This window comes from Anaerosalibacter bizertensis (assembly GCF_009696605.1).
Lineage (GTDB): Bacteria > Bacillota > Clostridia > Tissierellales > Sporanaerobacteraceae > Anaerosalibacter > Anaerosalibacter bizertensis.
This window is the reverse complement of sequence record NZ_VULR01000013.1, coordinates 62,165-74,176: the sequence shown is the minus strand read 5'-3', so window position 1 is coordinate 74,176 and position 12,012 is coordinate 62,165. Positions and strand designations below refer to the sequence as shown.

Annotated in this window: 12 protein-coding genes; 3 read left to right on the top strand and 9 right to left on the bottom strand. The window is 29.9% G+C overall.

The features are described 5' to 3' along the window. Positions 1-79 precede the first annotated feature (79 nt). On the bottom strand, positions 80-415 hold the full coding sequence (locus FYJ27_RS09730) for a GntR family transcriptional regulator (RefSeq protein WP_154484655.1): 336 nt from the start codon (positions 413-415) through the stop codon (positions 80-82). Positions 416-809: 394 nt separating this feature from the next. Here FYJ27_RS09730 and FYJ27_RS09725 point away from each other — a divergent pair, with 394 nt between their 5' ends. After that, a complete protein-coding gene (locus tag FYJ27_RS09725) occupies positions 810-1,973 on the top strand; it encodes a dicarboxylate/amino acid:cation symporter (protein WP_154484654.1) in 1,164 nt (387 codons plus the stop codon). A 52-nt stretch (positions 1,974-2,025) separates the two neighbouring features. Here FYJ27_RS09725 and FYJ27_RS09720 read toward each other — a convergent pair whose 3' ends face one another. The 6 genes from FYJ27_RS09720 to FYJ27_RS09695 all read right to left on the bottom strand — a co-directional run bounded on the left by FYJ27_RS09720 (position 2,026) and on the right by FYJ27_RS09695 (position 6,622). Further along, a complete protein-coding gene (locus FYJ27_RS09720; protein ID WP_154484653.1) occupies positions 2,026-2,220 on the bottom strand; it encodes a hypothetical protein in 195 nt (64 codons plus the stop codon). A gap of 70 nt (positions 2,221-2,290) precedes the next feature. Further along, positions 2,291-3,838, bottom strand: a complete 1,548-nt coding sequence (gene murJ / locus FYJ27_RS09715) for a murein biosynthesis integral membrane protein MurJ (protein WP_229775522.1) — start codon at positions 3,836-3,838, stop codon at positions 2,291-2,293. A gap of 96 nt (positions 3,839-3,934) precedes the next feature. After that, positions 3,935-5,242 carry a diguanylate cyclase domain-containing protein gene (locus FYJ27_RS13050; RefSeq protein ID WP_326831072.1) on the bottom strand — a complete coding sequence of 436 codons (1,308 nt, stop codon included), beginning with the start codon at positions 5,240-5,242 and terminating at the stop codon, positions 3,935-3,937. Positions 5,243-5,250: 8 nt separating this feature from the next. Next, a complete protein-coding gene (locus FYJ27_RS09705; protein ID WP_154484651.1) occupies positions 5,251-5,877 on the bottom strand; it encodes a chemotaxis protein CheC in 627 nt (208 codons plus the stop codon). A gap of 4 nt (positions 5,878-5,881) precedes the next feature. Continuing rightward, complete coding sequence (locus FYJ27_RS09700; RefSeq protein WP_154484650.1) at positions 5,882-6,241, bottom strand: response regulator; 360 nt, start codon at positions 6,239-6,241, stop codon at positions 5,882-5,884. 54 nt (positions 6,242-6,295) lie between these two features. Continuing rightward, entirely contained in the window at positions 6,296-6,622 is a 327-nt protein-coding gene (locus FYJ27_RS09695) for a protease complex subunit PrcB family protein (RefSeq protein WP_154484649.1), read from the bottom strand. 333 nt (positions 6,623-6,955) lie between these two features. Here FYJ27_RS09695 and FYJ27_RS09690 point away from each other — a divergent pair, with 333 nt between their 5' ends. After that, a complete protein-coding gene (locus tag FYJ27_RS09690; protein ID WP_195839116.1) occupies positions 6,956-8,980 on the top strand; it encodes a methyl-accepting chemotaxis protein in 2,025 nt (674 codons plus the stop codon). Between the two features lie 67 nt (positions 8,981-9,047). Here the strand turns inward: FYJ27_RS09690 and FYJ27_RS09685 are convergent, their stop codons facing one another. Together FYJ27_RS09685 and FYJ27_RS09680 are read right to left on the bottom strand one after the other, a co-directional pair. Next, the gene (locus FYJ27_RS09685; RefSeq protein ID WP_154484647.1) at positions 9,048-9,959 is read right to left on the bottom strand and encodes a pseudouridine-5'-phosphate glycosidase; all 912 of its coding nucleotides are present in this window, start codon (positions 9,957-9,959) and stop codon (positions 9,048-9,050) included. After that, positions 9,953-11,044, bottom strand: a complete 1,092-nt coding sequence (locus FYJ27_RS09680) for a PfkB family carbohydrate kinase (RefSeq protein WP_154484646.1) — start codon at positions 11,042-11,044, stop codon at positions 9,953-9,955. Before FYJ27_RS09680 ends, FYJ27_RS09685 begins: the two co-directional genes overlap by 7 nt. Before the next feature lie 214 nt (positions 11,045-11,258). Here FYJ27_RS09680 and FYJ27_RS09675 point away from each other — a divergent pair, with 214 nt between their 5' ends. Continuing rightward, positions 11,259-11,984, top strand: a complete 726-nt coding sequence (locus FYJ27_RS09675; RefSeq protein WP_154484645.1) for a GntR family transcriptional regulator — start codon at positions 11,259-11,261, stop codon at positions 11,982-11,984. Positions 11,985-12,012: the final 28 nt, after the last annotated feature.

Sequence of the window (12,012 nt, the reverse complement as noted above, 5' to 3'; positions counted from 1 at the left end):
GATAGTGAAAGTCTTAGGGAAAATAGATAGTTTTAATGCGTTGTAACTATATTTAATATAGTGAGAGTATTAAAGAAATCTATATAGTACCTAAGAACCCCATCGGCTTTAGCCGTGGGAGTTTCAGAGAAAGCATATCTACAACTTCACGAACGTCAAATATATCTTCCATATAATCTATGGAAAGTTCGGAAACATAGGTCCCTCTACCTGGAATTACTGTAATAAGGTTTTCATATTCTAGTTTGCTTAAAGCTGCTCTTAAAGGCGTTCTACTGACTCCTAGTTGTTCTGAAAGTTCTTCTTCTGTTAAAAGCTCCCCTGGTTCTAAGTCTAAATCTAATATTGCCCTTTTCAAAGTATTATATGTCTTTTCCGTTAGACTCCCTTTACTCTTTATTTGTGGTAAATTCATAGTCTTGATCTCTCCTTCCTTATAGATTTTGATAAATAATATTTTACATTTTAATTATAACATAATGCTAATTTTAATAATAATAATTTCTTTCTGAGTCTTGTCTCCATTCCTTTTTACCTCTATCTTAAAATAAATACTATAGGATTTTTTGTTATTTTTGCAAAATTTAATAAATTATAGTTGATTTTTACAGTATTTATTGTATAATCTAAATAAGTTTTCCTTATGGTCTATATTTTTTTCAAATATGTTAATTATTATCATACTAGTTAATAATGCCTTATTATTAAACTGATGATTATTTTTCAAAAGATGGGGATTATATGATTGTAAGCTTATATAATCTCTTCTTTTAAAATACAAGATAAATATAAGGGAGTGAATATTTATTATGAAAAAGTTAGGATTAGTTCCTAAGCTAATTATTGCTATTATTCTAGGTATTATTATAGGAAATATTTTTCCTGCACCAATAGTGAGAATCTTTGTTACATTCAATTCAATTTTTAGTAATTTCTTGGATTTTGCTATACCTTTTATTATTATAGGATTTGTTGTAGCAGGAATTGCTGATTTAGGGCAAGGGGCAGGAAAACTACTAGGAATTACTACTGCTATATCTTATGGTTCCACTTTAGTTGCTGGATTTTTAGCTTATATTGTTTCAACTAATATTTTCCCACTATTTATTCATACATCAAATGTCCTTTCAAAAGCAGCTAATCCAGAGGATAAACTTTTAAAAGCTTTCTTTGAAGTGGAAATACCCCCTCTTATGAATGTAATGACTGCATTGATTTTAGCATTCTTATTAGGATTAGGTATATCTGCTATAAAGGGAAGAACCCTTTACAATGCTGCTTCAGAGTTTCAACAGATTATGGAAAAAACTATTAGTAGAGTAATTATACCCCTATTACCTATTCATATATTAGGTATATTTGCCAATATGGCTTATGCTGGTGAAGTAGCTAGAATTTTATCAGTCTTTTGGAAAGTGTTCTTAATAGTTATAGCTACCCATTTTGTAATTATACTAATACAATTTTCAATTGCTTCTGCTATTGGAAAAAAGAGTCTTCCTAAAATGATAAAAAATCAAGTACCTGGATATATAACTGCTATTGGTACTCAATCTTCTGCTGCTACTATTCCAGTTAATTTAAAGGTTGCAGAAAACAATGGGGTATCTCAAGGTATAAGGGAATTTGTAATTCCACTTTGTGCAACTATACATCTATCTGGAAGTGCTATTACCTTGACTGGTTGTGCTATTGCTGTAATGATGTTAAATGGTATCCCCTTTACTCCTAGCCAAATGTTTGGATTTATAGCTATGTTAGGTATTACTATGGTAGCTGCTCCTGGGGTTCCTGGTGGTGCTGTAATGGCTGCTCTTGGAGTTATCCAATCTATACTACATTTTACCGATGCTCAAATAGCACTTATGATAGCCTTATATATTACACAAGATAGTTTTGGAACTGCATGCAATATATCTGGTGACAATGCTATAGCAGTTATTGTAGATACTATTCACAAACCTACCAAATAAAAAACTTAAGGAAAAAATAAAAGCCAGAAAATCTGGCTTTTATTTTTTAATCCTATAAATGACTGTTAAGATATAAATACCTTTTTAAATTTTCTATAAACATATCCACTGTTACATCTTGTCCAAATAAAAGATAATTATAGACCAAGTCTCTCCCAATCTGATCTAGTGCAATTTTTAACTCCTCATCCGTTACACCTTCTAAGTCAACTTCCTTACTTAAAAAGTTTTTAAATATCTTCATCATTTTCTATCATCGGCCACTCCTCACATATCATATAATCACTTTTCAAGCCTATAAACCACATATGCTAAAATCATTTCCTAGCCTTTTTTACCCTTGTTAAAAGTGTTCTCATTTCTTTTACCCGCAATAAACAGCATAAAACAAAATAAACTAATACACCTACAACTACTGCTAGTACAAGTAATAATAGTTCCAAAATAGTTTTATTTGGCAACAATCCTCCAAATCCATAGTACAACATATATACTGATAATCCCATTATTACTGAAGCTATTGAAGTTTTTATAAAACAGATAAAATAGGATTTCATCCCTATTCTTCCTATCTTCTTTCTCAAAGCTATAAACAAGAGTATAGTAGTAATTATAGAGGAAATACTTGTAGCCAATGCTAGTCCCGAATGAGCCATGTATCTTACTAGTATATAATTAAATACTACATTTATAACTACAGCTATTACACCATTAATCATGGGAGTAGAAGTATCCTGAATTGAATAAAATACCTTGTTTAACATAAGCCTTAAAGAACTTGCAATAAGACCTATGGAATAAAATACCAATGCACTTGATGTCATAAGGGTTGCTTCTCTATTAAAAGCTCCTCTTTCAAAAAATATTTTTATAGCTGGTCCTGCAAGTATCATTATTCCCATAGTAGCAGGTACAGTTATTATTAAAATAATATTTATACCTTCTTCCATTATGCTTCTAGCTTCATTTAGATCATCCCTTGTAAAGGCTTTAGAAAGCATAGGGAATATAACTGTGGTTATTGCCATTACAAATACTGATATAATAATGTCATTTACCCTTGATGCATAATTTAATGCTGAAATACTTCCTTCTTTCAAACTAGAAGCTAAAGTTCTATCTATTATTACATTTATTTGCTGAACAGCAGATCCTAATAATACTGGAGCTACTAGAATTAAAGCTTTTTCAACGTATCTGTCTTTTAAATTTACTTCAAAAGAATGTCTAAAACCTAATCTTTTAGCAGCTGGTATTTGGATCAACCATTGGGCAGCTGCTGCTATAACACTTGTCACCATAAGTCCTGTAATCCCAAATTTTTTAGATACTGTTAAAAGATATGCTATATATACTAAGTTAAATGGAATACCTGCTATAGCTGGTGGACCAAATATTTCACTGCTTTCAAGAAAACCTGAGAAAACATAAGTAAGTCCCATAAATATGATTATAGGAAGACCTATTCTGTTAAGTTTTATAGCCAAGTTATATTGTTCTCCTGTAAATCCTTTAGCTAAAATTTTCACTACAAGGGGAGAAGCAAAATACCCTACAATAACTAGTCCAACTGTTATTAAAAATATAACATTTAGTACATTGTTCATATATTTTAATTTTCTTTCTTTACCTTTTACCTCGTTTATTTCAGAAAAAATTGGAATAAGAGTAGTCTTAAGTGCTGCTCCAATAGTAGTCATTATTAAAACTGTTGCTGTCATAGCAACAAAATAGGTGTCCGTTTCATATCCAGAGCCAAATTTTGAAGCAATGAGCACTTCTCTTAGAAATCCTAAAAACTTACTAAATAATGTAACTGCTGCAATCATAGCTGCTGATTGGGCTGCCGTATTTTTATGGCTCAAATTTAAAACCTCCCAAATATATTTGAACTAATACATTATAGTTAATTTCATAAACTTTTTCAATATGATTGTAAATATTTTTCATTAAGAAAAAGACTACTTAAAACAGTAGCCCCCTCTTTTTATTTTAGCTTTATATAAATTTTTATCGGCAACTCTTAAAAGTTCATTAACACTTAAACCATCTTTTGGATAAATACTTATTCCAAGACTTGCAGAAGGACAAATAACGACTCCCTCAACATCTATTGGGATTTTTAAAGACCTTATTATCCTCCTTGCAATTATTTCTATATTAGGTTCTTTTTTAATATTGGAAATAAAAATTAGAAGCTCATCTCCTCCATATCTTCCTGCAAAATCTCCTTTTCTAATAATATTTTTAATCCTTTTTGCAGATATCTTAAGTACTTCATCGCCACATTGATGGCCATATGTATCATTTATTTCTTTAAATTTATCTAAATCCAACATGATTAAAGCAGATTTAGTTTTATTGCTTCTAGCAATAGCAAGCTCTTTTTCTGCTTTTTCTATAAATATTTTTCTATTATAAATACCAGTCAATTGGTCATAATATGCTAATTTCCTTATAGCTTTTTCATTATTCTTTTTCTCAGTTATATCGTCAAAAAGAAGAGCATAACTATCTTCACCCATTTTATAGCCTAGTACTTCAATTATTTTATCCAGTTTTGGAATATACATTTCATCAATCTTCAATGTAGCCCCTTCAAAAGCATGTTTTTTGATTTCATCTATTAGTCCCTTTTTAAATACTGGATATTCAAGTTCAGTAAACAATTCCTTATGCAAAATATCTTCTTTTTCTATTTTGAAAAAATTTAAAAAAGCTTTATTTACATCTAATACATAAAAATCTTTTATATCTCCATTGACATCTTTCACAATCTTCGTATATAGAAATCCTTTAATCATATTTTCAAATAGAATTTTATATTTGAGTTCACTTTTATTTAAGCTTCTTTCAATATCTCTGAATTTCTTAATATAATCTTTATATCCTTCTACTCTGATATACTCCCCTGTTACATCAATTATTTCCATTAGAATATAGTTTTTTTCATTTATAGATATGGTGCTTACTTTTAAATTCTGTCTTAAATTATGGTCGCCATAATTTTTATCATAGACAAAATTTTTATGAAGGGCTGCAGAAAAGAAGTGTTTTCTATTTTCTTTAATCATAGTGCGGAAAGTTCTTAAAAATATTTTCTCTTTGAATTTAGGAAGAACTTCATAGATATACTTTCCTTCCACATCTTCTTCAGACAAATCTGTAACATTTGCCATATATCTGTTCCAAAACCTAACAGACAATCTTTCATCTATTAGTATGATCCCTTCATCTATATTGTCTAACATACTTGTATAAATCTCCACTTTATCACCTACAAATTACTTTCTATCTCCTCTACCTTGCTCATCAATTCTTTCATTGAATCTAAAGTAAAGTTTATTATTAGTGCACCATCTATCTCTGTTCCCCCAATTTTAAAGGTAACAAATAAGATAAGCATGTTTATCTTTTTTCTACTACCCCAAAGTTCTTCAACTTCAATATTGTCAAATATTTTAACTTCAGGCATAGAATAGTGAATTTTCATTTGAAGAAAGTTACCAAGACCCCCTATTACTGCATTTAAAACTATATTTCCTATTTCTTTTATTATATCTAGGTCTGCATCTGTAAATTCTGCTAGTTCATGGACTTCTTCTATTTCTTCTCCCATACAGATAGAAATTAATTCCTTTATATGATTAGCTGGAAATATAAGTTCTGCCCTTCCTTTTAGCTCATTTTCAAATCTCATACTGGATACCATCAGGGCACCTTTTAAAAGGTGAGGATATTCTCCACTTTCTAATCCATATTCGTTGTCCAATATTTTTATTACTGGAACCCTTAATTCTATTTTATTATCTACTATTTCTGATAATAAACTAGCTGCTTGTCCAACATAGATATTTATAAGCTCTTTTAGTATATCTTCTTTCATATCTCCTTTATAGTTCATAGAATTACACCCCTACGCATTTTAAAATTTCTGCCACCTTCTCTTCATTTAAAGGTTTGTTTATAAATCCATTTGTTCCTAAACTATCAACTTCTTCTCTTACTTTTTCCTGTACATCTGCTGATACCACTATAAGCGTTGCCTTTTCATCATATTCTTTTATTTTCTTTATAAGTTCTAGCCCCGACATACCAGGCATCAATAAATCTATAATAGCAAAATCTGGTTCTAACTCTTTATATTTTTCCAACCCTTCTTCCCCATTACTAGCATAATATATTTCTGAATTGGGCATATTTTTTTTCAAAAGATTCCCTTCAATTTTTTGGGTAAATCTTGAATCATCTACTATAAGTATTTTCAACTTTTTTTCCTCCTTAAGTCTAGCTTTTACATTGTTCTATTTTATGTCCGTTTTCTACAAATTGTCTATTTTATAATTAAATGTATAAGGCCCATTTCCTAAATGGTATCTATCTACTTCAATAAGTATAGTTTTATATGTTATTACTTGCAAGAGAATGCTACCTTCTCTAGGCGGTATAATAGAAAGAATTATTTCAAATTCCCCTTTATCCTTTTCTATTATTTCTTTTATTTTCATATCATAGCCTGGAGTTGGGAACTCCTTTGTTATAGAGATTTCTATAGAGTCATCTAACCCTTCTAAAACAATTCCTTCTGCTCTAGGGCTATAGTCCTGTTCCACAGTTTTTATTTTAAAAGGTATCGTTTTTTCAGGCATATCTATTCCCCTTTCATTGTAACCAATATTATATACCATTTCACTTTATTAATCATTGTTTTTTGGGCATATTTATAAAAATAATAAAGGGATTGCTATCGATAAATAACAGCAATCTTCTTATTATTTCATAGTCACTTAATTCCAATCTTTATCAAATACAGCTGAATTTAATAACAACTTTAGTCGATATATATTGATGTAGATCTTTATTACTAGAATATATAGTCCTTTTTTCCCCTTCTATATGATATAATACTACTATTACCATATTTACCATATTTATTTTCCCACTTTTAATTGAGTACAAAAATATATAAAGGAGAGATGATTATGGAAGAAATTAAAAAAGGAGGAGAACAAGTAAAAACTAAAACTATTCGTACTAGACTAATGATTTCTATTACTGCTGTAATTGTAATCCTATGCTTGGTTCTAGGGGCTATAACCTTTGTTATTTCTAAAAACTTTATGATATCAGATACATATAACAATTTACAAACAACTTCTCAAGATGCTTCTAAACTTATTGATGAAAGGATAAAAAGATACATAGTAACACTCAACACCTTAAGTAATTTTGAAAGTATATCTAACCCTAAAGTTCCTTGGAATGAAAAAGCCTCAACATTGAAAGCACAGAAAGAAAGGCTCGGATATGCAAACTTTGGAATAGCAGATACAAAGGGAAAAATAACTTTCATTGATGGGGTAAAAGCAGATATAAGTGATCAAGAATATTTTAATTCTTCAAGAAATGGGAATACTTATTTTTCAGAACCTATAAGGAATAAAACCAATGGTATGATGCAAATAGTCATATCTGCTCCAATTAAACATGAAGGAAAAATAATTGGAGTATTGGCAGGGTATGCAAGGGTAGAAGATTTTTATGATATTGCGAGTGATATAAAAATTGGGAAATCTGGATATGCAATGATAATGAATAAAGATGGAAATGTAATATATCATCCTGATAAAAAAGTAATAGACAATAAAGAGTTAAACTTGGACAAGATAAAGGGAAAAAATGGTGAACTAAAAACTATTTTTGAAAATATGATTAAAGGTAAATCGGGTACAGGAAAATACGATTATAAAGGGCAAAAAAAGTTAATAGGATATGCTCCTATTAAGTCAACTAACTGGTCTATAGCAGTATCTCTACCTGAAAAACAAGCTTTAACTAATCTTAATAGTTTAAGAAGTACCGTACTCATTTTAACTTTAGGTGCAGTTTTTATAGGAATTATTTTTTCTTTCATATTTAGTAAGAATATAGCTAGCCCTTTAACTTTAGTAACAAATAGAGCAAAAAGTATTGCTAATTTAGATTTATCAGGTAGTATAGATGAAAAACTTCTAAACAAAAAAGATGAAATAGGCCATATTGCCAATTCCTTTAACAGTATATTAAATAATTTTAGAGAACTGGCAAGGAATATAACTGAGACTTCAGAGAACGTTGCAGCTTCATCTGAAGAACTGGCTGCAACTTCACAAGAATCTACTGCAGCTGCTACAAATATTGCAGAATCTGCAAGTGATATAGCTAATAGCTCTGACAAACAATTAGAAGAAGTTTTAAAAGTAACTTCTGATATTGAAAATGTTACAAAAGAGATAGATAGCATATTTAGCCTTTCACATGAGGCAAATGATTTAAGTGACAAGGTTTTAGGAGAAACTACTGAAGGAAAGAAGATAATAGAAGAAAGCCTTAACCAAATGGTGAATATCTCTAGAAGTACAAATTTAGTTAGGGATTCTTTAACAGATATAAATAATAGTTCTGGACAAATGACTGCCATAATAGATGTAATAGAATCTATTGCTGAACAAACAAATCTCTTAGCACTAAATGCTGCTATAGAAGCGGCTAGAGCTGGAGAAGCTGGTAGAGGATTTGCTGTTGTAGCTGAAGAAATTAGAAAACTAGCGGAAGAAACTCAGAAATCTACTGAAAAAATAGGTGTTTTAATAAAAGAAAATCAAAATATCATAGAAGAAGCAAATATTAATATGGATTCTAATGAAAAAGATGTAGATACTGGCATGAACACAGTAAACATAGCTAAAGACACTTTTGAAAAAATTGATAATTTAATTAAAAATGTAAATAATCAAATAGAAAAAATAACTCAGGCCATATACCAAGTAGCTGAAGTAAATACTAATGTAATAAATTCTTCTAAGTCTATGGAAGAACATAGTAAAAATGTATCTAGTCAAATTCAAAATATTTCAGCTGCTACAGAAGAGCAAACAGCTTCCATGGAAGAAATCTCATCTTCTACTGAATCATTAGCAGAAATAGCTGGAGAACTGCAAGAATTCCTTTCACAAATTAAATTTTAATAAATAGGTAAAAAAATAGTGAGTCAACTTGACATGGGTCAGTTCAGTTTGACTCACTATTTTTATATTACTTTTCTAATTCTATAGCTAAATTTGCTCCAACTAATGCATTGTTGTATACCAATCTAATATTGGATTCTAAACTGTTTCCCCCTGTTTTTTCTTTTACATTTTCAAGTAAAAATGGTGTTACTTTTTTACCTTTAATCCCTTTTTCTTCTGCTTCACTTAGGGCTTCTGCAATAGCTTTATTTATTATATCTATATCCATTTCATATTCTTCTGGAATTGGATTGGCAACTACTATTCCACCATCAAGACCTAGATCCCATTTAGTCTTTATAGCCTTTGCCAGTTCTTCTTCACTATCTACATTATAATCTACGCCAAAGCCACTTTTTCTTGTAAAGAAAGCGGGAAATTCGTCTGTCTTAAAGCCTACAACTGGAACTCCAAAAGTTTCAAGATATTCCAATGTGAGACCTATATCTAAAATAGATTTAGCTCCTGCACATACTACTGCTACACTGGTTTTAGCAAGTTCTTGAAGGTCTGCTGAAATATCAAAGGATTCTTCAGCTCCTCTGTGAACTCCACCTATTCCTCCAGTTACAAATACCTTTATTCCAGCCATTTTAGCCACTATCATGGTACTAGCTACAGTAGTAGCACCATTTAATCCTTTTGCTACAATGAAAGGTAGATCCCTTCTACTAACTTTAGATACATTTTCTGCACTTCCTAGGTATTCTATCTCTTCTTTTGAAAGTCCTACTTTTATCTTTCCATCAAGTATAGCAATAGTAGCTGGTATAGCACCTCTATCCCTAATTATCCTTTCTACTTCCAAAGCAGTTTCCACATTTTTAGGATAAGGCATTCCATGGGCTATTATAGTAGACTCAAGGGCTACTACAGGTTTCTTTTCATCTAGAGCATTTTTTACTTCCTCTTTGATTTCCATATATTTTTCTAACATATTCCCATCTCCTTTATTTTCTTTTCAATTTTTTCAGGTGAAATATTAGGATTTATAGTATTTTCGTTTTCCAATGTAATGATGGAGGCACCTGTTGAAAAAGCTAAGGTTTTATCAATAGAAAAATCATTAAAGTATGAATAAGCTAACCCTGCAAAGAAGGCATCTCCTGCCCCAGTAGCATTTGCAACCTTTACTTTTGGTGAAGCAAAATGTCTTTCCACCTTTCCATCAGTATAATATACGCCTTTCTCTCCTAGGGATATAAATACTCTTTTCACACCTTTGTTTATAAAATAATAAGAAGCTCTTTTCAAATCTTCTTCATTGTTTATTTCAATTCCTGATAGCATTTCTGCTTCTAGTTTATTTGGTTTTATAGTGTGGAAATATCCTATTATATCTTTTACCTTTTTAGCCTTTGATGTAGATACAGTGTCCAAAAAGAAATCTACTTTAAAATTAGTAACCATGTATTCCAATGTCTTTATATTTATATTGGTATCTACTATACAAAGTATGGAATTTTCTATTAGATCCCTTTTTTCTTCTATAAAGGATATAGTCATCTTTTCAAATATATCCATAGAAGAAACAGCTAAGGTCATATCTCCACCTTCATCTAATATACCTAGATAAGTAGAAGTCTGTTCATCTGAAATTACTAATGAATCAGACATATTTAGCCCTATTTTCGAACCCTCTTCCATAATAAGCTTTCCATAGGTATCCTTCCCAAGGACAGTTATAAGCCTTGTATCTATTCCTAATCTAGCTAGGTTTTCACCAATATTTCTACCTACTCCACCCAGTGAAATACTAGTTTTCCCTGGGTTTGAATCTTTCATTACAATTTTATTATAGGGAAAACCTATTATATCTACATTAGCTCCTCCTACAACAGTTATATAAGGCTTTGTCTTTACAATATAGCCTTTCCCAAGTATATAGCCCTTTTTCATTAGATTTGTAATATGGACTGCTACAGAAGATCGGCTAATACCTAATATATTTGCTACTTCTTTTTGAGATATCATTGGATTTTTAGATATAAGCTCTAATATTTCTTTTTCTCTATTAGTCATAAAATAACCCCTTAATATTTGTTTATTATATAAACAACTGCTTATATTTATAGTAATATTAATCATATATTTTGTCAATATGAGATTTATTTTATAAAAATTTATCTGTATACTATTACAATAAGACTGTCAACATTATAATAATTAATGTAAAATTATATTAAGTATTATATAATGTATATTATGTATAACGATTTTAAAGGTAGGTGTAAATGTGGAAAATAAAAATAACTTTCTATATTTGAAAGTTTATAATAAAATTAAAGACAATATTATTAGTGGACTTTGGGAAGATGGTTGTCAACTTCCCACTGAATATGACTTAATGAAAAAATTTAATGTAAGTAGACATACCATAAGAAAATCATTACAAAAACTATCTGAAGAAGGTTATATATACAGACAAGCAGGAAGAGGTACTTTTGTTAGACATGTAAAATCTAGGTACAAGCTTACTGCCCTAGAAAGTTTTACCGAACAAATGATTAATAGAGGTTTCAAACCTTCCAATGATATTGTCGATATCAGTTTAGAATTTCCAGATAGTAAAATTGCTAAATACTTAGAATTAGAAGGTGATGAAAAGGTCTACAAAATAGTAAGAATAAGAAAAGCTGACAATGAGCCTATGGCATATGAAATAACTTATGTACCTAAAAATATTTGCCCAGGACTAGGAATAAAAGTTGAAAAAGATACTTCTTTATATAAGCTATATGAGGAAGAATACGGTTTAAATATGGATTATGGAAATATTTATTTAGAAGCAGAAAAATGTGATGCAGAAATTGCTAAAAAGCTAAACATTGAAAAAAATTCAGCTATGCTTAAAATGAGTTGTATTGTCTATTTAGATAACAAAAAGCCTCTATATTTTGTTGAATGTTTCTACATTGGGAATAAATATATATTTTTTGCAAGTATGCCAAGAAAATTATAATATAAAGATTCTCAGGATTTCAATTGAA

Excerpts from the sequence above, each read along its gene's own strand:
- FYJ27_RS09730 (WP_154484655.1), bottom strand. The coding sequence starts at position 415 with ATGAATTTACCACAAATAAAGAGTAAAGGGAGTCTAACGGAAAAGACA.
- FYJ27_RS09725 (WP_154484654.1), top strand. The coding sequence starts at position 810 with ATGAAAAAGTTAGGATTAGTTCCTAAGCTAATTATTGCTATTATTCTA.
- FYJ27_RS09720 (WP_154484653.1), bottom strand. The coding sequence starts at position 2,220 with ATGATGAAGATATTTAAAAACTTTTTAAGTAAGGAAGTTGACTTAGAA.
- FYJ27_RS09705 (WP_154484651.1), bottom strand. The coding sequence starts at position 5,877 with ATGAACTATAAAGGAGATATGAAAGAAGATATACTAAAAGAGCTTATA.
- FYJ27_RS09695 (WP_154484649.1), bottom strand. The coding sequence starts at position 6,622 with ATGCCTGAAAAAACGATACCTTTTAAAATAAAAACTGTGGAACAGGAC.
- FYJ27_RS09690 (WP_195839116.1), top strand. The coding sequence starts at position 6,956 with ATGGAAGAAATTAAAAAAGGAGGAGAACAAGTAAAAACTAAAACTATT.
- FYJ27_RS09685 (WP_154484647.1), bottom strand. The coding sequence starts at position 9,959 with ATGTTAGAAAAATATATGGAAATCAAAGAGGAAGTAAAAAATGCTCTA.
- FYJ27_RS09680 (WP_154484646.1), bottom strand. The coding sequence starts at position 11,044 with ATGACTAATAGAGAAAAAGAAATATTAGAGCTTATATCTAAAAATCCA.